The following is a 23232-nucleotide window of genomic DNA, read 5'->3' as shown; positions in this document are numbered from 1 at the left end:
GCGGGAAAAACCAACGCCGACACTGACCCATTCACGTCGATCGGCCGCGCGCCAGGAGCACTGAATGACCGTCAGCGTACGCAGTTATCTTTCCCCGACCCTGGTCCTGCTGGCTTTCGACTGGGCCGCCGCGGCGTCGCGCACCGACTTCCTCGGCTTTGCGATCCGGCGCACGCCGGGCTTCTGGTCGGCCGACGGCAAGACGCGCGCGCCGAACAGCTGGCTGCCGAACCGGCTCACGTTCGACGGTCCGGCCGCCGACACGCAGGGCGATGCGCCGACCGACCAGGCGCCGATCCAGAAATTCATGTGGTGGGACGCGCGCATCGATCCGCAGGATCGCGGCGCGTCGTTCCGCTATGACGTCTTTCCCGTGGTCGGCACGCCGGAGCATCTGCAGGTGCTCGACACGGAAGCCGGCACGTGCGACGTCGTGCTGCCCGCGCACATCGTCGACGGTATCGGCACGTGGTTCAACCGCGCGGTGGTGAGCTCGCAGGCGTTCGCGAAGCAGGTCGCGGCGCTGGGCCTCGCACCCGATGCGGCGCCGAACGCGGACCAGGCGCTGAAGCTGCGCACGTGGCTCGCGAACGACATGGAGCAGGTGTTCGCGGAGATGCTCGATCCTGCGTCGCGCGCGGTGTCGGCGGTCTATCACCTCACGGACACGCTGTGGGCGCTGCCCGCGTTCGACGCATTCGGGCGCAAGCACGGCGCGGCGTCGCTCGCGATCGTCTACGACGCGCACGCGACTGCGCGCAAGGGCAAGCCGCCGCTGCCGTCGCCGAACCAGCCGGCGGTCGACGCGCTGCAGGGCGTCGCGACGCTGGCGCCGCGCGATCGCACGCACATCATGCACGACAAGTTCATCGTGACCGACGCGCCGTCGAACTGGCCGGCGGCCGCGACGCCCGCGCGCGTGCTGACCGGCTCCGCGAACTTCACGACCGAAGGGCTGACAGAGCAGGCCAACGTGCTGCACGCGTTCGATTCGCCGGCGCTCGCCGCGCTGTACAACCAACGGGCGCATGCGCTGGCCGCGAATCCGCCGATTGCGGCGACCGCGAAGTTGTCGCCCGGCTGGTCGGAACCGCTGACGATCGGCAGCGCGCAGGTGCGCGTCGCGTTTTCGCCGGAGCCTGCCGGGCAGCGCACCGAGATCGATACGATCGTCGCCGCAATCGAGGCCGCGCAGCATTCGGTGTCGTTCTGCCTGTTCATGCCGACCGATGCGGCGCTGCGCGATGCGTGCTTCGCCGCCGGCGATCGCGGGCTGATGATGTTCGGGCTGGTGAACCGCATCAACGCCGGCAGCGCGACGAAGGCCGATGCCGAGCAGCACGACGGCCAGCCGCTCGATGCGGCGACGCTCGCGAACCTCGAGCTTTACCACCGCCGGCGCGATCGCCGCGACGTGATCGATGCCGCGTATTTTTCGCCGGCGACGGTGCCGCACGGTTTCGAACCGGAGCTGCGGCTGTTTCCGGGCGAACCGGCGCCGGCCTATCCGCCGGTCGTGATCCATCACAAGTTCATCGTGATCGATGCGGAAGGCGCGCACCCGATCGTCTATACGGGCTCGGCGAACATGAGCCGCAATTCGGAGCAGTACAACGACGAGAACCTGCTCGAGATCCGCGACGCGCGCATCGCGGCGATCTATCTCGCGGAATTCCTGCGGCTCTACGAGCACTATCGTGCGCGGGCGCTGTCGATCGAAACGAAGCAACGCGGCACCGGCGCGCCGCGGCAGCTTGCGCTCGCGCCGGATTCGAGCTGGGCGAAGAAGTATTACGTGGCGGGCAGTCCGGAAGAGAAGGCGCGGATCGCACTGGCGTCGAGCGTGCCGGCGGACTCCACGGCGGCGCCCGCCCGGCGTCGAGTGGCGTGACCGGACGCGCAGCGTGCGTCCGGCTCAGGCCGGTTGCACGCGGTGCGGTGTCGTGTGGGAACGTGTGCCGGACGGCGAGTGCATCGCTCGCCGGCGGGCGTTCCGGCGGAACAGCGTCGGGTGCTTACGCGGCGACGTAGCGCAGCACGGAGTCTGCAATCGTCTCGCGATGGCGCGCGCGCAGCCGCGGCGCCGACGGATCGCGGCCGAACGCGGCGCCGAACGTGTAGCGGTTCGACACGCGGTGAAAGCAGAACGAGCTGATCAGCAGGTGCAGGTCGAACGCGTCGATGTCCTTGCGGAACGCGCCGCTCGCCGCGCCGCGCTCGAGCAGTTCCTCGAGCGTCTTGATGATGCTGACGTTGCGGTTCTTGAACGACTTCAGCTGTTCGAGGTACTTCGCGCCGTGGATGTTCTCGATCGACACGAGGCGGACGAAGTCGCGGTGCTTGTCGTGATAGTCGAACGTGAATTCGACGAGCCGGCGCATTCCTTCGCGCGGCTCCATGTCGCCGACGTGCAGTTCCTGCTCGAGCGCGCGGATATCGCCGTACACCTTCTCCAGCACGGCCTCGTACAGGCCTTCCTTGCTTTCGAAGTAGTAGTAGAGCATCCGCTTCGTCGTGTTGGTACGCTCGGCGATCGCGTCGACGCGCGCGCCTGCGAGGCCCATCGCGGAAAATTCCTGCGTGGCGACGTCGAGGATGTTGCGCTTGGTTTGCTCGGGATCGTATTTGCGCCGCGCATCGGTCGCAAGCGCGCGGCTTTCGGACGTGGCGGCCTTGCTTCCAGCTTTCATGTGACTTTGTTGTGGGTTCGCGGCGGCATGGAGAAATCATTCTAGCATGCGGGAAATGCCCGCCCGGCCGACCTTCCGCTCTAATCGGCCGCGCGATTTCGGCAGTTGCCGCCGCCGTTCAGCGCCGGCACGACGCGAGCGCGTCGCGGGCCTGGTATGCGGTGTACGTGAGCTGCGCGGCGGCGAGGCCCGCGAGCCCGAACGTGCGCGTGAGCCCGAACGCGGCGAAGCCTTCCGGCACGGGCTGCTCGCCGGCCAGCGCGGCGGCGAGCGCTTCGCCGGCGACGGTGGTCGGCGCCATCCCGTGGCCGCCGAACGCGATCGCATGCCACACGCCGTCCGCATCGCGGCCGATCTGCGGCATCTTGTGCCGCGCATAGCTCATCAGCCCGCCCCATGCGTAGTCGACCTTCACGCCGTCGAGCTGCGGATACACGCGCAGCAGGTCGCGGCGCAGCAGCCGCGCGATCGCGTCGGGACCGCGGTCGAGCACGGAGATCCGGCCGCCCCACAGAATGCGCGTGTCCTTCAGCGGACGGTAGTAGTCGAACGCGAAGCGCGTGTCGTAGATCGCGTAAGGCGCGTCGATCGCGTCCGGCAGGCGCGTGCCGAGCGGCTCGGTCGCGATCACGTAGGTCGCGATCGGCAGCACCGCGCGCTCGATGCGCGGCGACACGCCGCGTGCATAGCCGCCGCCGGCGAACACCACATCCTTCGCACGCACCGTGCCCTGCGCGGTGCGCACGACGTAGCCGGCGCCTTCGCGCGCGATGCCGAGCGCGGCCGAGCGTTCGTACACGCGAGCGCCGCCGCGCGACGCGGCGGCCGCGACGCCGAGCACGTACTTCAGCGGATGGAAGTGGAATGCGTTCGGCTCGAACAGGCCGCCGTAATAGCGCCGCGTCTTCAGCCGCGCGCGCAGCGCGTCGGTCGCGACCGGTTCCCAGTCGACGTCGAATTCCTGCTTCATCAGCGTGCGCACGCCGTCGAGCCGCGACGGATCGTCGAACCAGTTCGCGAGCATCACGCCTTCGTCGACGATGTCGCAGTCGATTCCGTAGCGGGCGATCCGCGCGCGGATCAGGTCGACGGCTTCGACCGTGAGCCGGTACAGCCGGCGGCCTTCGTCGCGGCCGAGCGTGCGCAGCAGGTCCGCGTTGTCGAGGCTGTAGCCGCCGAACACGAAGCCGCCGTTGCGGCCCGACGCGCCGAAGCCGACCCGCTCGCTGTCGAGCACGACGACCTCGCGCACGCCGCGCTCGACGAGGCCGAGCGCCGTGCACAGGCCGGCGAGGCCGCCGCCGACGATGCAGACCTGCGTGTCGATCGTGCCGGTCAGTTGCGGGTAGGGCTGGCGGGTAACGGTGGCTTCGTAGAAGTTCTGCATGCGGGTTCGGTGACTCGTAACGGCAAAAAACGGAAACGGCGCGCGTCGATCTTGCCTGAACGCGCGCGCCGCGTCGAATGGGGTTTGTCAGCGCAACGGCGGCCGGGGTCGAACGGCGGCCGGCGCACTGCGGGGCGTCAGGCGCCCGGCGTCGGATTGACCGGCGTCGCGACGTAGGCCGGATAGCCGGCGTCGGCCTTTGCCTGTTCCGTCGCATCGGGCGTCGCGTTGCGCTCGATCCACGGCGCGATCTCCATGTCCTCGTAGCGCACCAGCCGGCATTTGCGCACCAGCGCATAGCCGAGCCAGATCGCGACGAAGAACGGCAGGCCGATGTAGGTCGCGGCGATGCCGGCCCAGTCGATCTTGTCCGCGAGGAACGCCTGGTAGTCCTGGCCGAGCGCGACGACCGCGCACAGCGCGAACGCGAACAGCGGGCCGAACGGGAACCACTTCGACCGGTACGGCAGCTGGTCGATCCGGTAACCCTGCTTCAGGAAGCCCTTGCGGAACCGGTAGTGGCTGACCGCGATGCCCAGCCACGTGATGAAGCCGGCCATCCCCGACGTGTTCAGCAGCCACAGGTACACGGTCTTGTCGCCATACAGCGACGTGAGAAAGCACAGCGCGCCGACGGCGGTCGTCGCGTACAGCGCGTTGCGCGGCACGCCGCCCGGCGACAGCTTCGCGAACAGCTTCGGCGCGCGCCCTTCGGTTGCAAGGTTGTAGAGCATCCGCGTCGACGCGTACATCCCGGAGTTGCCGGCCGACAGCACGGCCGTCAGGATCACCGCGTTCATCACGCCGGCCGCGAACGCGAGGCCCGCGTGGCGGAACACGAGCGTGAACGGGCTCACGCCGATGTCGGTCACGTCGCTCTTCAGCAGGCTCGGATCGGTGTACGGAATCAGCACGCCGATCACGAAGATCGCGAACACGTAGAACAGCAGGATGCGCCAGAAGATCTGGCTGACCGCGCGCGGGATCGTCGTGCGCGGATTCTCCGATTCGCCGGCCGCGACGCCGATCATTTCGGTGCCCTGGAACGAGAAGCCGGCGATCATCGCGACGCCGAGCATGGTTGCCCAGCCGCCCGCGAACGGCGCATCGCCGATCGTGAAGTTGCCCCAGCCCGCGCTCGGGCCGCCCTGCATGATCCCGAAGATCATCAGCAGGCCGACGCCGACGAACGCGAGCACCGTCAGCACCTTGATCAGCGCGAACCAGTATTCGGCTTCGCCGAACCCGCGCACCGACAGCGCGTTGAGCGCGAAGATCAGCACGAGGAAGATCGCGCTCCACCAGACGCCCGGCACGTGCGGAAACCAGTAGTTCATCACGAGCTGCGCGGCGACGAGTTCGACCGCGAGCGTCACGGCCCAGCTGTACCAGTAGTTCCAGCCGAGCGCGAAGCCGAAGCCTTCGTCGACGAACTTCGCGCCGTAGGTCGCGAACGAGCCCGACACAGGCATGAACGCGGCCATTTCGCCGAGGCTCGTCATCAGGAAATAGACCATCAGGCCGATCAGCATGTACGCGAGCATCGCGCCGCCGGGGCCGGCCTGCGAGATCGACGCGCCGGACGCGACGAACAGGCCCGTGCCGATCGAGCCGCCGATCGCGATCATCCGCAGATGGCGCGCCTGCAGGCTGCGGTGGAGGGACGGCTTCGCGGGCGGCGAGCCGGACGGACGGGGCGAGTCGGGGCGGGCATCTGAATGCATGGCGGGTGCTGGGCGCTGTCTCCGGGATTGTTCTTTGGCTGCGAAGGGCGACGCATCGCCGGCTGGCGGCCCGCAGCGGCGCTGCTTCGCGGGCTCGCTCCGGGCGAACCAGTCGCGACGCGGGACGCCTTCGCATTTCGTCCGGCCGCCTTGCAGCGGCCGTCGGCGCGCCGGGTGCGGTGCACCTCGACGCCGCCCCGATTGTGGGTGCCTGCCGCACCCGCGGCAAACGATATTTCCGCACAGGGTGATGCAACTTTGTCATCAACTGGCGGCGCGCCGCAGGCGGCCGTGCGGCCCGGCTGCGGGCCTTGGACGTGTCCGATACCGGTGCAGAAACGGGCGTGTTCGTCCCGCCCGGTTGTTGCGTTTTAGGAATGAAGTCGTGAGTTAATATCAATAGCGGCCCGACTTGTGGCCGCCGACAATGTGTCTCATGGATCGTGCCTCGCGAGGCTATGGCGCGCCGCCCGGCCGGGCTGCCGGCGGTGGCGCCGTGCGATGCGCCGTGCGGCGCAGCGGGCCCGCCGCGCGGCGCATCCGCTTGCACAGGGCGCGCGAACGCGCTCCAATCGAATCACGCGGGCGGCGCTGCCGCCGCACCGATCAATCTGTCCCTGAAGAGGAAGTGATGCAATTCAACGACATTCTTGCTGCGCTCGACATCGATCTCGCCCAGTGGAAAGGCAATGCGCTGACTGCGCGTTCGCCGCTGGACGGCGCGACGCTCGCGACGCTGGCCGTCGACACGCCCGCCGACGCCGAGCGCAAGATCGACGCCGCGCACGACGCATTCCTCAAGTGGCGCACGGTGCCGGCACCGGTGCGCGGCGAACTCGTGCGCGTGTTCGGCAACGTGCTGCGCGAGCACAAGGCCGAGCTCGGCCGCCTCGTCACGCTCGAAGCCGGCAAGATCACGTCGGAAGGCCTCGGCGAAGTGCAGGAAATGATCGACATCTGCGATTTCGCGGTCGGTCTGTCGCGGCAGCTGTACGGGCTGACGATCGCGTCCGAGCGCCCGGGCCACCGGATGATGGAAACGTGGCACCCGATCGGCGTGTGCGGCGTGATTTCGGCGTTCAACTTCCCGGTCGCGGTGTGGGCGTGGAATGCGGCACTCGCATTCGTGTGCGGCGATTCGGTCGTGTGGAAGCCGTCGGAAAAGACGCCGCTCACCGCGATCGCATGCCATCGGCTGCTCGCGAAGGCGCTGCGCGAATTCGACAAGACGCATCCGGGCGTCGCGCCGGAAGGCCTGCATCAACTGGTGCTCGGTATGCGCGATGTCGGCGAGGTGCTGACGTCGTCGAAGAAAGTGCCGGTCATCAGCGCGACCGGCAGCGTGCGGATGGGCCAGGAAGTCGCGAAGGTGCTGAGCCAGCGCCTTGCACGCGGCATCCTCGAACTCGGCGGCAACAACGGGATGATCGTCGCGCCGAGCGCCGACCTCGATCTCGTCGTGCGCGCCGTCACGTTCGCGGCGGTCGGCACGGCCGGCCAGCGCTGCACGACGCTGCGCCGCCTGATCGTCCATCGCAGCATCGTCGATCAGCTGCTGCCGCGCATCGAGAAGGCCTATGCGTCGGTGAAGGTCGGCAGCCCGCTCGAGGAAGGCACGCTGGTCGGCCCGCTGGTCGACCGCGCATCGTTCGACGCGATGCAGAAGGCGCTGGCCGATGCACGCGAGCAGGGCGGCGAAGTGAAGGGCGGCGAGCGCGTCGACGTCGGTCACGCGGACGCGTACTACGTGCGTCCGGCGATCGTGCGGATGCCGAAGCAATCGGCGGTGGTCGAGCGCGAGACGTTCGCGCCGATTCTCTACGTGATGGTCTATGACGACTTCGACGACGCGATCGCCGTGCACAACGCGGTGCCGCAAGGCTTGTCGTCGGCGATCTTCACGAACGACATGCGCGAGGCCGAGCAGTTCATGTCGGCGGCCGGCAGCGACTGCGGGATCGTCAACGTGAACATCGGCACGAGCGGCGCGGAAATCGGCGGCGCGTTCGGCGGCGAGAAGGAAACGGGCGGCGGTCGGGAGTCGGGTTCGGATGCGTGGAAGGCTTATATGCGCCGTGCGACGAATACGATCAACTACAGCCGGCAGTTGCCGCTGGCGCAGGGGGTGAAGTTCGACGTGTGATGGCGCGCGCCCGGCAGGGCGCGTCGACCGTCGAATGAAACGGGCCGGTTGCCGCGGAAGCGGTAACCGGCCCGTGTCGTTTTCGGCGATGCGCGCGGTGGGTGCAGCGCGATGCTCGATCGCGAGCGCGACCGCTCGATCAGCCGCTTACGGTTCGTGCCGCGCGGCACCGTCGCTCGACGGCATGTTCTGCACGACCAGCATCTGCGGGCTCGACAGCGTGATCCCCGCCGCGCGCAACTGCTTCAGGATCTCGAACAGCAGATCGCTCTTCGTCGAGCTCGCGATCCGCGGGCTCGATACGTAACCGGTCACGCTGAGCGTGATGCCGTCCGGCGCGAGCTGGCTGAACGTGACCGACGGCGCCGGCTTGTCCAGAATCGCCGGATGCTCGCGGTACGCATCGAGCAGCAGGTCGCGCACCTGCTCGGGGTCGGTATTCAGCGGGAACGTCAGCATCAGCGTCGCGACACCCTGCGTGCTGTTGCCCATCGTCACGTTGCGCACGTTCTGCGAGATCAGCTGCGAATTCGGCACGATCACGGTCGAGCGGTCGCTGAGCTGGATCTCGGTCGCGCGCACGTTGATCCGCCGGATGTCGCCTTCGACGCCCGCGATGCTGACCATGTCGCCGACCTTCACCGGCCGCTCGGTCAGCAGGATCAGCCCCGATACGAAGTTCTTCACGATTTCCTGCAGGCCGAAACCGATACCGACCGACAGCGCGCTGACGATCCACGCGAGGTTGCTCCACTTGACGCCGAGCAGCCCCAGCGTCATCAGCACGAGCAGCACGTAGCCGACGTTGGTGAACAGCGTGATCAGCGACACGCGCATGCCCGCATCCATGCCGAGCGCCGGCATGAATTCGCCGTCGAGCCAGCGGCGCACCGAGCGCAGCAGGTAGAAGCCGATCGCGAACCCGATTCCCGCGTTCATGATCCGGTCGGGCATGATGTTCAGGCTCTGCAGCCGCTGGCCGCCGATCATCGCGACCGCGCTGTCGAGCAGGTCGCTCGGCGTCGTGCCGAAGCCGCCCGTCAGCAGCGCAATGGCCGCGACCAGCATCAGCAGGCTCGTGCCGAGGCCGGACACGACCGTGTGCGCCTGCTCGAGATGCCGGTCGTCGAGCGCGAACAGGTGCTTGATCTGCTTGCCGGTCGACAGGTTCGCGGAGAACAGGCTCTCGCTCGCGTCGCGCGTCAGCTGCGTCAGGATGTAGACGCTGCACAGCACGATCTCGAACCACACGAGCTCGTACGTGATGAAGCGCGCGACCGTGATGTAGCCGATCAGCAGCGCGACCAGCGACACGACGATCGCGAGCGTGACGCCGGCGTGGATCAGCCCCGCGAGCGTCGAGCGATCCTCGGGCGCTTCGCCGGATGCCGCGATGGCGGCGCGCACGCGATTCGCGCGCAGGATCGATGCACCGACGGTCAGCGCGACGACGAGCGACACGATGCCGCGGCCGAACAGCGTGACGGACAGGCTGGTGTCGACGATCCGGTTGATCGATTCGAGCGTGCCCGACATCAGCAGCAGCGCGGCGAGCACGCCGGGGAACGGCTTCATCGCGAGCGCGACGGGATCGGCGAGCGCGGGCAGCCGCCACGACGGATGCTTCGTGCAGAGCAGCGCGCGCCCGAGGCCGGCAATCAGCGCGCAGGTCACCGCGAGCTTCGCGAACTGGTCCCACAGATCCGTCATCGACGGCGTGAGCTCGTAGTGGCGCGCCAGCGCGAGATAGAGGATCTGGACGGCGACCGCGGTGGCCAGCAGCGTCGCGAACGCCGTCGACAGCGCGAGCGCGCTGCGCCGCAGCCGGGTCGGCGGCAGGCGGTTCAGGCAGACCCATGCGAGCCCGCGTTCGACGATGCGGCGGCCGCCGAGCCACACGGCCAGCGCGGCGATCAGCAGCAGCGTGGTGAGCGCGCGCTGGCCCGGCGTCCACGACGAGCGCAGCATGTCGCGCAGCTCGTCGTTGAAGTCCTCGAGCCGCTGGACGTCGTCCGGCGACAGATGGAACAGCGGCAACCAGAACTGCGCGCCGAAGATGCTGCCCGAACGGAATGCGAGCTGGTTTTTCAGCAGGCTGCGGTGCAGCTTCGCGAACTGATCGGTCAGGTTCGCGAGGTTCGTCTTCTGGTCCGCCGCCTGCTTGAGCGCGGCGTCGATCTGCGCCTTGCGCGCGTTCAGCGCCGCCCGCTGCTGCGCGACCGCGGGCGTTTCGGGCGACGCGCCCGGCGCCGGCGGCGGGCCGAGCACGTCGAGCTGCGCCTGCACTTGCGTGCGCTGCGGCGCGAGCTGGCTCTGCAGCTTGTCGACGTCGGCGCTCAGTTCCTGCGTCGCGTCGCCGAGTTCGTCGAGCTCCTTGCTGTTGGTCGCGGTCGACGTCTGCTGCTTGATGCGGTCCTGCTGCACCTGCATCTGCTTGAGTTGCGCGACCGCGTCGCTCAGCGAAATGGTCGGCACCGGGACGCCGACGCCGCTCGCACCCGGCGCGGATGCGGCCGACGGAAACGCGGACGCGGTCGCGATCGCCGCGAACTGCAGCAGCGCGAACAGCGCGATCCGGCGTGCGTACGTGGAGAGTCGTTGTATGGACATGGAATGCTTACGTTTTGCCGACAATGCCGGATGCCGAAAGGCACCCGGAAGCCGGGAGTTGGCCCGGTAGCATGTTACCGGGGTGCGGCGGCGGCAGTCGTGCCGATCGGGCGGCGTGCGGGTCGCGCGCCGGATCGCCTCGACGGGCTCGCGAGGGGTCCGTGCGCCCATGCCGACGGGGCCGCGCCGGATCCTCGCGCAGTCGCGCCGCGCCATTTCAGGCGGCCGGCATTCCTTACGAAACCGACAGACCGTTACGCAATTTACATATTGTTCGGCGCGAAAACGCGGTGCCGGAACCGGTCCGCAACGCGACGCCGGCCGTGCGGCGTGCCGGTACAATGCAGCGAATCATCCGACGGCGGCCCGCCGGCCGCCGCACAACAACAGACGACACGATCAGGAGACACGACCAAGATGGTCTCAACGGACAGCATTCCCCACGCAGCCGCCTTGTCCTCTTCCATCGACCCCGGCTCGATTTCCGCGCGCCTCGACCGCCTGCCGCCGACCCGCAGCGTCTGGAAGCTCGTCGTGCTGCTGAGCCTCGGCTTCTTCTTCGAACTCTACGATCTGCTGTGCAGCGGCTATGTTGCGCCGGGTCTCGTGAAAAGCGGGATCCTGTCCGCGACGACGCACGGACTGTTCGGCACCACGGGCGTCGCGAGCTTCATCGCCGCGCTGTTCTCCGGGCTGTTCGTCGGCACGATCGCATGCGGCTTCCTCGCGGACCGCTTCGGCCGCCGCGCGATCTTCACGTGGTCGCTGCTGTGGTACACGGCCGCCAACGTCGTGATGGCGTTCCAGGACACGGCGGGCGGGCTGAACTTCTGGCGCTTCGTCGTCGGTCTCGGGCTCGGTGTCGAGATGGTCACGATCGGCACGTACATCTCCGAACTGGTACCGAAGCAGATCCGCGGTCGCGCGTTCGCGTGCGAGCAGGCGGTCGGCTTCGTCGCGGTGCCGGTGGTCGCGTTCCTTGCATACCTGCTCGTGCCGCACGCGCCGTTCGGCCTCGACGGTTGGCGCTGGGTCGTGCTGATCGGCGCGCACGGCGCGCTGTTCGTGTGGTGGATTCGCCGCGAGCTGCCGGAAAGCCCGCGCTGGCTCGCGCAACAGGGCCGCGTCGACGAAGCCGACCGCGTCATGCGCGCGCTCGAGGCGAAGGTCGAAGCCGAATACGGCCGGCCGCTGCCGGCGCCCGCGCCGGCCGAACCGGTGCCGCCGCGCGGCCGCTTCCGCGACATGTGGGTGCCGCCGTATCGCAGCCGCACGATCATGATGACGATCTTCAACGTGTTCCAGACGGTCGGCTTCTACGGCTTCGCGAACTGGGTGCCGACGCTGCTGATCAAGCAGGGCATCACGATCACGTCGAGCCTCATGTATTCGAGCGTGATCGCGCTCGCCGCGCCGCTCGGCCCGCTGATCGGCCTCGTGATCGCCGACCGCTTCGAGCGCAAATCGGTGATCGTCGCGATGGCGGCGGCGATCGTCGTCTGCGGGCTGATGTTCAGCCAGACCACGGTCGGCGCGTTCCTGATCGTGCTCGGCATCGGCCTCACGCTCGCGAGCAACATCATGTCGTACAGCTTCCACGCGTATCAGGCCGAGCTGTTCCCGACGTCGATCCGTGCGCGCGCGGTCGGTTTCGTCTACTCGTGGAGCCGCTTCTCGGCGATCTTCTCGTCGTTCGTGATCGCGGCCGTGCTGAAAGGCTTCGGGACGTTCGGCGTGTTCGCGTTCATCGCGGGCGCGATGGTGATCGTGATGGCGGCGATCGGCCTGATGGGGCCGCGCACGAAGGGCATCGCGCTGGAAACCATTTCGAAGTAGGCAACGGATCATGCACGCTCGTGTGTCGTGTGCGGCATGCGAGCGTGGCTGAACGTCGAACGAAGCAGCGTGCCATGCGGCGGCGGCGCAACCGGCAACCAGTTGCAACAAAGCGTGACCAAGCGCAAAACTGCCGGAAAACCGGGGGTTCGGCCCTGCCGATTCCCGTTCGCGCGAGTAGAATGAAAGACCTGACGACTCATTAGCCGCCATCGGACCGGACGCGTTGCATGCGCGAACGGCTCCACCGCGAAGAGGCGTCGGCGCCGCGCGAATCAACGTGTGTGCGGCGTGTCGATGGCTTGCGCGGAAGACGTGCCGTTCGCTGCGTGCGGCGGCCGGTCCGGCCGATGGCCTCGATCGCATGATGCTTTCCGACCTCGCGCGGTGTTTGTCCAGGCCGCGTCGCCGTACCCTCGCAGTCGCATCCGTGTGGCTCGCTGCTGCCCTCCCGATTTCTCTGCTCGTCGAGCGGCCGGTGCTGGCCGCGTCCGACGCGTCGTCGTCCGTTGCTACGCCATCCTCAGCAACGGCGTCGGCCGCGCATCCGGGTTCGTCGGCTCATGGGGCGTCGGCAGCGACGCCGTCGTCCGCCGCATCCGCCGCGCATCATGCATCGCCAGACAGCGACGCATCGGCGGCTTCCGCAGCGTCTGCCGCATCGCCGGCCTCGGCGGCTTCAGCGACTTCAGCGGCAGCGCCTGCGTCGGCAGCGTCCGGTACGCCGGCAAGCGAAGCCGAGGCGGCTGCACCGACGCCACCGCGCCGCCATCCGCCGCTGTCGGCCGAAGAAGCGAAAGACGCCACCGCGCGCGCGATCGACATGCGCAAGCGCTTCACGCAGGAAGTCACGCGGCGCCTGAACGTGCCCGCGAACGAGCAGCGCGCGTACGGCGAGCGTCTTCAGAAAGCGCTCGACGACGCGAACCTCGGCGACCTCGCCGGCGAATACGTCGTGATGGTCGATCGCGCAGCGAACGTGCAGGCGCTGTTCATCTACTTCCGTGCAACGCCGAAGAATGCGTGGCTGATGATCGGCGCGTCGCCGGTCGGCACCGGCTGGCCGGGCCAGTACGATCACTTCCTGACGCCGCTCGGCGTGTTCCATCACTCGCCCGATCATATGGACTTCCGCGCGGAAGGCACGACGAACGACAACGGGATTCGCGGCTACGGCCAGCGCGACATGCGCATCTACGACTTCGGCTGGGTCGACGGCGAGCGCGGCTGGGGCAAGGGCGGCAAGTCGCCGATGCGCTTCCAGATGCATGCGACCGATCCCGACCGCCTCGAGCCGCTGCTCGGGATCCGGCACTCGAAGGGCTGCGTGCGGATTCCCGCATCGCTGAACACGTTCCTCGATCGCCACGGCATCCTCGATGACGACTACCAGGCGCGCGTCGAGGCCGGCAAGTCGCTGTGGGTGCTGCGTCACGATCGCGACATCACGCCGATCGCCGGCCGCTATCTGGTCGTGATCGACAGCGCACGCAAGACGCGTCCGGCATGGTCGCCGGCACCGGGGCGCAACGCATGGTCGAAATTGCCGAAGAACGGCGACACGGCGGATTGACGAATGGCCGGCAATCGTGCCGGCCCGATTCGTCCGTGTCGGCAATGGTCCGCTCCGTATGCGGAGTCGGGGACTATCGAACGCAGCGCGGTGTGTAGCGATGCGTTTCGTCCAGCCGGACGAGGCATCGTTACCCCGCCGCGATCAGCGGAAAATCTTCAGCCAGTCGAACAACCCGACATGCGGACGCCGCCTCGGCGCCGGCGCCGGGGCGCTGCGCGGCCGGAAGTCCGGCGAGAACTGCGCATGCGGATCGATCGCACGCGCACGCAACGCCGCATCGTAGAACGACCCGACGATCGGCAGCGCGCTGTGCGCGCCCGCGCCCCAGTAGTCGCTGCGCAGCGTCACGCTGCCGTCGTCGAAGCCGACCCACGCGCCGGCCACCAGTTGCGGATGCATCAGGATGAACCAGCCGTCCGTGTTGTCCTGCGTCGTGCCGGTCTTGCCGGCGACGTCGATGCGGATTCCGTAGCGCGAACGGATGTCGGCGCCGGTGCCGTAATCGACGACGCTGCGCATCGTGTCGACGAGCGTCTGCGCGGCGGCCACCGGCAGCGCGCGTTCGGGCGGCGCGCCGCCGAACGCGGCGAGTACCTTGCCGTCGCGATCCTCGATGCGCGTGATCATCTGCGGCGCGACGTACACGCCGCGGTTCGCGATCGTCCCGTACGCGGACACCATCTCCTTCAGCGTGACCGGGCTCGTGCCGAGCGCGAGCGACGGCACCGCATCGAGCGGGCTCTCGCGCACGCCCATCGCGCGCGCCAGCTGGGCGACCTTCGCCGCGCCTTCGCGCTGCATCACCTGCGCGGTGATGCGGTTGCGCGACAGCGCGAGCCCGTCGCGCAGCGTCATCGGCGCGTCCGTCGGCGGCTCGGCGTCGGTCGGCCGCCACACCGCGTGCGTGCCGATCGGGATCGCGACGGGGCGATCGACGAACGTATCGCCGGGCCGCATGCCGTCGACGAACGCGGCGCCATAGACGAACGGCTTGAACGTGGAGCCCGGCTGGCGCCGTGCCTGCACGACGTGATCGAACGGCTCGCTGCCGAAGTCGGGGCTACCGACCCACGCGCGGATCGCGCCATTGCGCGGATCGATCGCGACGAAGCCGGCCTGCACCTGCGTCTTGCGCTCGCACAGCGCGCGCATGAACGTGCGATTCGCGCCGAGCTGCTTCAGCGCGGCCGCATCGGCGAGTCCCGCGTCGCGCGCCGCGCGATAGTCGGGCGTCTGCCGGACGAAGCCGCGGAACAGGTCGTTGCGCAGCCCGCAGCCGGACGGGCCGCGCCACGCGCTGTCGGCGATCGCCTGCAGGCGATCGGTCTGCTGCGTGAGCGCTTGCGTCGCCATCTCCTGCAACTGCGCATCGAGCGTCGTGCGCACGACGAGGCCGTCGGAATAGAGATCGTAGTTGTTGCGGTCGGCCCACGCGATCAGCCACTTGCGCAGCTGCACTGCGAAATGCGGCGCCGGGCCTTGCTGCGCGGTCTGCGGCTCGAAGTCGACGCGCAGCGGCCGGCGCTGCAACTGCGCGAGCTGCCGCGGCGACAGCATGCCCATCGCAGCCATCCGGCCGAGCACGATGTTGCGGCGCTGGACCGCACGTTCCGGATTCAGCACCGGGTTGTAGTAGCTGTTGCCCTTCAGCATCCCGACGAGCGTCGCGCTTTCGACGATGTCGAGCTGGTCGGCCGACTTGCCGAAATAGGTGCGCGCGGCCATTTCGACACCGTACGCGTTGTACAGGAACGGCACCGTGTTCAGGTAGGTCTCGAGAATCTCGTCCTTGCTGTACACGGTTTCGATCTTGAACGCGGTGATCAGCTCCTTCAGCTTGCGCGTGAGCGTCGGCGCGCGGCCGACCTCGTCCGGGTACAGGTTGCGCGCGAGCTGCTGCGTGATCGTCGAGCCGCCCTGGCGGCTGCCCGAGAACGTGTGCAGCCCGGCCGCGAGCGTGCGGCGCCAGTCGATTCCGTGGTGCGCGTAGAAGCGGTGATCTTCGGTCGCGATCAGCGCGTCGACCATGTGCGGCGAGATCTGCCTGAGCGGCACCCATTCGCGGTTCACGGGCCGGAACTCGGCGATCAGCTGGCCGTCGGCCGACAGCACGCGCGCGGGGCGGTCGATGCGCGCCTTGCGGATGTCGCCGATGCTCGGCGTGAACGGGACGAACGCGAGCAGCACGAGCAGGCCGAGCATCGGAATCGCGGCGAACGTCAGCGCGACGCCGCGGCGCGTCGGATGGCGCACGCGCTGCCACGCGCCGGCGCCCAGCACGCGGGCGCCGTCACGGCTGCGAAGCCACAGATTGCGAAGAAACGGCACGAAGCGTGTCACGGCACGGAAGCGCGAGCGGAAAAGGCGCGATCCTAGCAAACCGGGCGTCGTCGGCTGTGGCTAAAAGGCCGGTTTTCTTGCAGGATTTACAGACGATTACGTTTGTTGCCTGCGGACAATCTTTGCCTGCACGCGGCGCTGCGATTCGTCACATCAATAGCAGGCAGCCGCTTCGCCGACCACATCGGCGAGCCGCTGCGCGGCCGCTTCCATCCGCGCGCGATCGAACCCGCCGAAGCCGAGCACGAGGCCGGGGCGTGCGGTGCCCGGCGCGAACATCGGCGATACCGCGCGCACCGCGACACCGGCCTGCGCCGCGCGCGCCACCACGTCGAGATCGTCGAGGCGCTCCGCCAGCCACAGCACGACGTGCATTCCCTGGTCGCCGGGCTGCACCCATGCGAGCTCGCGCGGCAGCCGCGCATGAAGCGTGTCGATCAGCAACGTGCGCTGTTCCGCGTAGACGCCGCGCACGCGGCGAATGTGGCGGTCGAGATGGCCTTCCGCGATGAACGCGGCGAGCACGTGCTGATCGGCGGTCGGCGCGTGACGGTCCATCAGCACGCGCGCGCCGCAGAATGCAGGCACGAGGTCGTCGGGCGCGATCACGTAGCCGAGCCGCAGCGACGGAAACAGGATCTTGCTGAACGTGCCGAGATAGACGACGCGGTCGGGATCGAGCCCTTGCAGCGACGGAAATGGATAACCCTCGTAGCGCAGCTCGCTGTCGTAATCGTCTTCGACGACCCATGCGCGATGCGTGCGCGCCCAGCCGAGCAGCGCGTTGCGCCGCGCCATGCTCATCGGCATCCCGAGCGGATACTGATGCGACGGCGTGACGAACGCCGCGCGTGCGTCCGGTGCCGTGCGGATGCCGGCCTCGACGTCGATGCCTTCCCCATCCACCGGCACGCGCACCATCGCATCGCGCCGCCCGGTGCTCTCGAGCAGCGCGGTGATGCCGCGATACGCGGGATTCTCGACCCATGCGCGATCGCCCGCACCGAGCAGCACCTGGCTGGCGAGATGCAGCCCCTGCTGCGTGCCGCTCGTGATCACGACCTGTTCGGCGCTGCAGCGCACCGAACGCGAGCGACGCACGTAATCGGCGATTGCTTCGCGCAGCGGCAATGCGCCTTGCGGATCCGCGTAGCCGGACGGCGCGCCGGCGCCGCGCGCGCGCAGGCGGTTGCCGAGCCGGCGCCAGATGTCGTCGGGCGCGGTGAGCCCGGCCGGCACCGAGATCGCGAACGGCGCGGCCGGCAATGGGCGGAATTCGCGGGCGATCCGCGCGAACGTCGCGGCCGGCTCGGGCAGACCGATGTGAGCGGCATCGGCGACGCGCGCGGCGCGCGGGCGGGGGGCAGGCCGTTCGCCGGCGGGCGGCGGCTCGGCCAGCGCGTTCGCGACCCGCGTGCCCGCGCCGCCGCGCGATTCGAGAAAGCCTTCGGCGACGAGCTGCGCATACGCATCGACGACGGTGCCGCGCGCGACCTGCAGCGACGCCGCGAGCAGCCGCGTGGACGGCAGCGTGTCGCCGGGCCGCACGTCGCCGCGGCGCACCGCGTCGCGCAACGCCTGCGCGAGCTGACGGCTCAGATCGCCGGCCGCGCGGTCGAGCGCGCCGAGCGACGGGATCTCGACGATCCGGGCGGTTCTTGCCATGATTCTGGTCTGCTGAAATTGTTCGAAACCGGCTCTACAGAATAAACCAGTTAGCGGTCACAATCGGTGCATCGCGTGCCTGTTGCTGGCCCGTTTCTTCCCGAACCCTGTCCGACCGTGGAGCCGCCATGTATGTCCCCGCCGATTTCGCCGAATCCCGTCCCGACGTGCTGCGCGAGCTGATCGTCCAGCATCCGTTCGGCAGCCTCGTCACGCACGGAAAGAGCGGGCTCGACGCGAACCACATCCCGTTCGAGCTGCTGCCGGGCGACGGCGGCCTCGGCGAGCTGCATGCGCACGTGGCCCGTGCGAATCCGGTGTGGCAGGAGGTCGCGAACGGCGACGAGGTGCTCGTGATCTTCCGCGGCGGCGACGCGTACATTTCGCCGAACTGGTATCCGAGCAAGCACGTCGCGCACCGGCAGGTGCCGACGTGGAATTACGTGGTCGTGCATGCGCACGGCCGCATCACGGTGCGCGACGACGAGAAGTTCGTGCGCGGCGTGGTCGCGCGGCTGACCCGCACGCACGAGGCGTCGCAGCCGGTGCCGTGGAAGATGGCCGACGCGCCGAAGGACTATCTCGACACGATGCTGCAGTCGATCGTCGGGCTGCAGATCGAGATCACGCGGCTCGTCGGCAAGCGCAAGCTCGGGCAGAACAAGGCGGTCGACGATATTCGCGGGGCGGGCGAAGGGCTGATCGCGGACGGGCATCCCGCGATCGGGGAGGCGATGCTGGCGGAGGCCGACGCGAAGGGGAAATAACCGCGGCGCGCAACGGCTTCGAATGGCGCGGGGCGCGCATTCCGGCGCGCCGTGGCCGCCCGCTACTGCGTGCGCGTCGCTCCGTTCGCGCCATCTGTTGCCTGCGCCAGCGCGCCGCGAATCGCGGCCTCGGTCTTGTCATACCCGCCCTCGCCATACCGCGTATAGACGACCTTGCCGTTCGCGTCGATCAGATACAGCGCGGGCCAGTACTCGTTCCTGTACGCGCGCCACGTGGCGTAGCGGTTGTCCTGCGCGACCGGATACTGGATCCCGAAGCGCTTGACCGCGTCGGCGACGTTGTTCGGATCGCGCTCGAACGGATACTCGGGCGTATGCACGCCGACCACGACGAGCCCCTGGTCGCGATACTTGCGGTACCAGTCGTTCACGTACGGAATCGTATGAATGCAGTTGATGCACGAGTACGTCCAGAAATCGACCAGCACGACCTTGCCGCGCAACCGGTCGAGCCTGAGCGGCGCGCTGTTGTGCCAGCGCTCGATGCCGGTGAAGTCCGGCGCCGGCATGCCGGCCGGCGACGCGGTCATGCCGGCGTCGTCGCGGGTGCCGGCGAACGCGGCGAGCCCGGCCGTGGCGGCGAGGACGATCACGAAGGCGGCGGTCTTGAATCGGGGCAGCATGGCGGTTCTCCGGTGGGTCGGGCCGCCGCGCGAGTGCGTCGGCCGGACGGGTTTCGACAGCCCCCATTGGGCCGCGCCGACGTATCCGCGATGTGTCCGGCCGGCCGCGCGTGTGCAATGTTGTGTATCGCCATGGCGGCGCGATACATTGCGATACAAACGCGCGCCCGCGGCGCGGTATAAAAGCGGACATCGCCAGCCGGAACCTCACGACACCGACTCATGGACAAGATCGACCACGTACTGATCGTCGACGACGATCGCGCGATCCGCGAACTGATCGCCGACTATCTCGAGAAGAACGGCATGCGCGTGTCGCTCGCCGCGAACGGCCGCGAGATGCGCAACGTGCTCGACGACGGCGCGCCCGACCTGATCGTGCTCGACCTGATGCTGCCCGGCGAAGACGGCCTCACGCTGTGCCGCGACCTGCGCGCGGGCAAGTTCCGCACGGTGCCGGTGCTGATGCTGACCGCGCGCGGCGAGGAAACCGACCGCATCATCGGCCTCGAGATGGGCGCCGACGACTATCTCGCGAAGCCGTTCGCGGTGCGCGAGCTGCTCGCGCGGATCCGCTCGGTGCTGCGGCGCGCACGGATGCTGCCGCCGGGCATGCAGGTGACGGAGACGGCCGCGATGCTTGCGTTCGGCGAATGGCGGCTCGACACGACGGGGCGCCATCTGCTCGACGCCGAAGGCACGCTGGTCGCGCTGAGCGGCGCCGAATACCGGTTGCTGCGCGTGTTCGTCGACCATCCGCAGCGCGTGCTGACGCGCGACCAGTTGCTCAACCTCACGCAGGGCCGGCAGTCCGATCCGTTCGACCGGTCGATCGATCTGCTCGTGAGCCGGCTGCGCCAGCGGCTGCGCGACGGCGCGCGCGAGCCGCGCTACATCAAGACGCTGCGTAACGAGGGCTACGTGTTCTCGTCGGCGGTGACGCCGGTGGAAGGCGACGCATGAGCGCACGCACGCCGTGGCACTGGCCGCGCTCGCTGTTCGCGCGGCTCGCGCTGATCCTGTGCGTGGGCCTCGCGCTCGCGCAGACGCTGTCGTTCTGGCTCACCGTGACCGAGCGCGACCAGGCGACCACCGACCTGATGATGGGCTACATCGAGCGCGAGGTCGCGAGTTCGGTCGCGCTGCTCGACCATCTTCCGCCGGACCAGCGCGCGGCATGGGTGCCGCGGCTCGCACGGCGCAGCTACGCATTCATCCTCGGGCCCGGCGAGACGGGCACGCCGCCGGAGGCGCGGCTGTCGGCGCGCGTCGAGCGCTCGATTTCGGACGGCATCGGCGGCGACTATCCGCTGACCGCGAACGCGATCCCCGGCGATCGCGAGCATCTGCAGGTGCATTTGCGCCTGACCGACGGCTCGCCGCTGACGATCGACGTCCATCCGATGTCGACGGTGCCGCTGTCGGGCTGGCTGCCTTACGTGCTTGCGCTGCAGCTCGCGGTGCTGGCCGCGTGCTGCTGGCTCGCGGTGCGGCTCGCGACGCGCCCGCTGAACCGGCTCGCGCAGGCGGCCGACGCGCTCGGCCCCGACCTGAAGGGCGAACGCCTGAGCGAGGACGGGCCGTCGGAAGTCGCGCGCGCCGCGCGGGCGTTCAACGCGATGCAGGACCGCATCGCGCAGTACATGGCGGAGCGCATGCAGATCCTCGCGTCGATCTCGCACGACTTGCAGACGCCGATCACGCGGATGCGGCTGCGCGTCGACGTGATGGACGACGACACGCAGGGCGCGAAGCTGCGCCAGGACCTGATCGAGATGGAGCATCTGGTGAAGGAGGGCCTCGCGTATGCGCGCACGCTGCACGGTACGGAAGAGGCCGCGCGCCGCATCGACCTCGATGCGCTGCTCGACAGCATCGTCTGCGACTACACGGATGCGGGGCAGGACGTCGCGCTGCACAGCGGCGGCCCGCTCGCGCTCGTCACGCGGCCGAAGGCGCTGCGCCGGATCGTCGGCAACCTCGTCGACAACGCGCTGAAGTTCGCGGGCGCGGCCGAAATCGACGTGCAGGCGGCGCCGGGCGGCGCCGCGGTCATTGCGGTGCTCGACCGCGGGCCCGGCATTCCGGACGATCAGCTCGATGCCGTGTTCGAACCGTTCCGGCGCGTGGAAACGTCGCGCAATCGCGAGACGGGCGGCACGGGGCTCGGCCTCGCGATCGCGCGGCAGCTTGCGCTCGCGATGGGCGGCACGCTCACGCTGCGCAACCGGCCGGATGGCGGCGGGCTCGAAGCGCGCCTGACGCTCGCGAACGTGGCCTGATGCGATGACGCCGTGATGTCAGTGAGGCCGTGACGGCGTGGCGTCGTCGGGGTGTGCGTGTCGATGCCGCCGCGTTACACGCGCTGCAGATGCGCGTCGACGAGCGGCGCGACCGTGTCCGCATGCACGGCCGCGAGATCGTGCCGGCCGCCGGCCACCACATGCAGCTGCGCATCGGGCAGCCGTTCGAGCAGGCGCCTGCCTGCCGCGACCGGGCTGATCGGATCGTCGTCGCCCCACAGCAGCAGCGTCGGGTGCGCGATGCGGCCGATGTCGCGCGACAGGTCCGCGCGAAACGTCAGGAACCAGTCGGGCAGTTGCGGGTTCGCCTCCGCGAAGCCCGTGCGCCAGTCCTGCGCGCCGAGGCCCTGCATGTCGAGACCGCCGGACGTGACCGTCAGCACCAGATGCGTGACGCGATCTGCGCGTTCGAGCGCCGCGCGCAGCGCGATCACGCCGCCCATCGATTGCGCGATCACGGCGGTCGGCCGGTCGATCGCGGTCAGCACATGGCGCACGAGGCCGTCGAAGTCGTCGACGGCCGGATCGCGCGGCGTGTCGCCGAAGCCCGGATAGGCAACGATGCGCCGCTCGGCCGGATGGGCGAGCCGGTTCGCGAGCGGTTGCCAGAACGCGGTGCTGCCCGATGCGCCGGGCAGGAAGAGCAGTTGCGACGGAACGGGCATGGCGCGTGGGTGTTTCCTGTAGTCGAAGCGAAGCGGGGCGATCGGGCGGCATTCGCGCGTCAGCATCGGCCGGTGCGCAGCGCGACGGTCCAGTCGTCGCGGCCGCGCGATGCCGCGGTGGCCGCCGCCGCGTGCCAGTCGTATTCGACCGCATGGAACTCCGCGTGCCAGCCGGCCCGCGTGCGCGACACCATCGCATAGCGGGCATGCGGCGAGCCGGTTTCGATCCGGTGCGGATGCGGTTGATCGTCCGTGTAGGCCTGCAGCCCGACGCTGCCCGGATTGACGATCAGCCGGCCGTCGTCGAGTTTCGCGACGCGCGGCACATGCGTGTGCCCGCACAGGATCAGCGACGCCCGCTCGTCGCCCGCGCGCTGCGCGATTTCGTCGGGCGTCGCCGCGCGGCAGCCGTCGGGCGTCACCGTTTCGAGGAAATAGACGAGGTCGCTCGCGGGCGTGCCGTGCACCAGCAGCACATCGTCGCCGAGCGTCAGGCGCTCGGGCAGCGCGGCGATCCATGCGCGATGCGCGTCGCGCAATGTGTCGTGCGCCCAGCGATCGGACAGACGCATCGTGTCGCGATCGCCGGTGAGCAGCTGTCGCTCGTGATTGCCGCGGATGGTCGGCAGGTCGAGCGCGATCAGGCGGTCGGCCGTTTCGGCCGGATGGAGCGCGCCCGACACGATGTCGCCGAGATTGACGATCACGTCGGCGCCGCGGCGGCGCACGTCGTCGAGCACTGCGTCGAGCGCGGCGAAGTTGCCGTGGATGTCGGATAGCGCGGCGATTTTCATGACGAACGAATCGAGGCGGGGAACGGCGATTGTCGCCAATTCGGCGTGGCTCGTCCAATCGCGGCGGCGGCCGGGTGCGCGGGGCGCG

16 protein-coding genes are annotated in these 23232 nt (G+C 69.0%); 7 read left to right on the top strand and 9 right to left on the bottom strand.

Going from position 1 to position 23232, the window contains the following annotated elements; translation table 11 throughout:
- The first annotated feature begins 64 nt into the window (after positions 1–64).
- A complete protein-coding gene (locus tag Q3A80_RS26820; protein WP_446331839.1) occupies positions 65–1891 on the top strand; it encodes a phospholipase D-like domain-containing protein in 1827 nt (608 codons plus the stop codon).
- Positions 1892–2015: 124 nt separating this feature from the next.
- Here the strand turns inward: Q3A80_RS26820 and Q3A80_RS26815 are convergent, their stop codons facing one another.
- From Q3A80_RS26815 to Q3A80_RS26805, 3 genes are all read right to left on the bottom strand, one after another.
- Entirely contained in the window at positions 2016–2690 is a 675-nt protein-coding gene (locus Q3A80_RS26815) for a TetR family transcriptional regulator (RefSeq protein WP_044848780.1), read from the bottom strand.
- 118 nt (positions 2691–2808) lie between these two features.
- Positions 2809–4077 (bottom strand): NAD(P)/FAD-dependent oxidoreductase, encoded by a 1269-nt coding sequence (locus Q3A80_RS26810; RefSeq protein WP_446331838.1) that lies wholly within the window; start codon positions 4075–4077, stop codon positions 2809–2811.
- Positions 4078–4214: 137 nt separating this feature from the next.
- Positions 4215–5801 (bottom strand): amino acid permease, encoded by a 1587-nt coding sequence (locus Q3A80_RS26805; RefSeq protein WP_446331837.1) that lies wholly within the window; start codon positions 5799–5801, stop codon positions 4215–4217.
- Positions 5802–6432: 631 nt separating this feature from the next.
- Here Q3A80_RS26805 and amaB point away from each other — a divergent pair.
- Positions 6433–7944, top strand: coding sequence for an L-piperidine-6-carboxylate dehydrogenase (gene amaB, locus Q3A80_RS26800; RefSeq protein ID WP_446331836.1), 1512 nt, complete (start codon positions 6433–6435; stop codon positions 7942–7944).
- Positions 7945–8091: 147 nt separating this feature from the next.
- Here amaB and Q3A80_RS26795 read toward each other — a convergent pair whose 3' ends face one another.
- Positions 8092–10554, bottom strand: a complete 2463-nt coding sequence (locus Q3A80_RS26795; RefSeq protein ID WP_446331835.1) for a DUF3772 domain-containing protein — start codon at positions 10552–10554, stop codon at positions 8092–8094.
- Between the two features lie 417 nt (positions 10555–10971).
- Here Q3A80_RS26795 and Q3A80_RS26790 point away from each other — a divergent pair, with 417 nt between their 5' ends.
- The gene (locus Q3A80_RS26790; RefSeq protein WP_446331834.1) at positions 10972–12390 is read left to right on the top strand and encodes an MFS transporter; all 1419 of its coding nucleotides are present in this window, start codon (positions 10972–10974) and stop codon (positions 12388–12390) included.
- A 280-nt stretch (positions 12391–12670) separates the two neighbouring features.
- Positions 12671–13963: a hypothetical protein gene (locus tag Q3A80_RS26785; RefSeq protein ID WP_446331833.1), complete on the top strand. Its 1293-nt coding sequence runs from the start codon at positions 12671–12673 to the stop codon at positions 13961–13963.
- Positions 13964–14107: 144 nt separating this feature from the next.
- Here the strand turns inward: Q3A80_RS26785 and Q3A80_RS26780 are convergent, their stop codons facing one another.
- Positions 14108–16306: a penicillin-binding protein 1A gene (locus Q3A80_RS26780; protein ID WP_446331832.1), complete on the bottom strand. Its 2199-nt coding sequence runs from the start codon at positions 16304–16306 to the stop codon at positions 14108–14110.
- Positions 16307–16459: 153 nt separating this feature from the next.
- On the bottom strand, positions 16460–17971 hold the full coding sequence (gene pdxR / locus Q3A80_RS26775; protein ID WP_446331831.1) for a MocR-like pyridoxine biosynthesis transcription factor PdxR: 1512 nt from the start codon (positions 17969–17971) through the stop codon (positions 16460–16462).
- A gap of 128 nt (positions 17972–18099) precedes the next feature.
- Here pdxR and Q3A80_RS26770 point away from each other — a divergent pair, with 128 nt between their 5' ends.
- Entirely contained in the window at positions 18100–18738 is a 639-nt protein-coding gene (locus tag Q3A80_RS26770) for an FMN-binding negative transcriptional regulator (protein WP_446331830.1), read from the top strand.
- A 62-nt stretch (positions 18739–18800) separates the two neighbouring features.
- Here the strand turns inward: Q3A80_RS26770 and Q3A80_RS26765 are convergent, their stop codons facing one another.
- Positions 18801–19382, bottom strand: coding sequence for a thioredoxin family protein (locus Q3A80_RS26765; RefSeq protein WP_446331829.1), 582 nt, complete (start codon positions 19380–19382; stop codon positions 18801–18803).
- Between the two features lie 222 nt (positions 19383–19604).
- On the opposite strand from Q3A80_RS26765, the gene Q3A80_RS26760 reads away from it, so the two are divergent.
- Positions 19605–20345, top strand: a complete 741-nt coding sequence (locus Q3A80_RS26760; RefSeq protein WP_446331828.1) for a response regulator — start codon at positions 19605–19607, stop codon at positions 20343–20345.
- Positions 20342–21664, top strand: coding sequence for an ATP-binding protein (locus Q3A80_RS26755; RefSeq protein ID WP_446331827.1), 1323 nt, complete (start codon positions 20342–20344; stop codon positions 21662–21664). The genes Q3A80_RS26760 and Q3A80_RS26755 overlap by 4 nt, the downstream gene beginning before the upstream one ends.
- Before the next feature lie 74 nt (positions 21665–21738).
- Here Q3A80_RS26755 and Q3A80_RS26750 read toward each other — a convergent pair whose 3' ends face one another.
- Together Q3A80_RS26750 and Q3A80_RS26745 are read right to left on the bottom strand one after the other, a co-directional pair.
- A complete protein-coding gene (locus tag Q3A80_RS26750) occupies positions 21739–22350 on the bottom strand; it encodes an alpha/beta fold hydrolase (RefSeq protein ID WP_446331826.1) in 612 nt (203 codons plus the stop codon).
- A gap of 59 nt (positions 22351–22409) precedes the next feature.
- Entirely contained in the window at positions 22410–23144 is a 735-nt protein-coding gene (locus tag Q3A80_RS26745) for a metallophosphoesterase family protein (protein WP_446331825.1), read from the bottom strand.
- Positions 23145–23232 lie beyond the last annotated feature (88 nt).

The organism is Burkholderia sp. SR8 (assembly GCF_052851275.1).
Note: the sequence above shows the minus strand (reverse complement) of the source record. Positions and strands in the feature narration are given on the sequence as shown.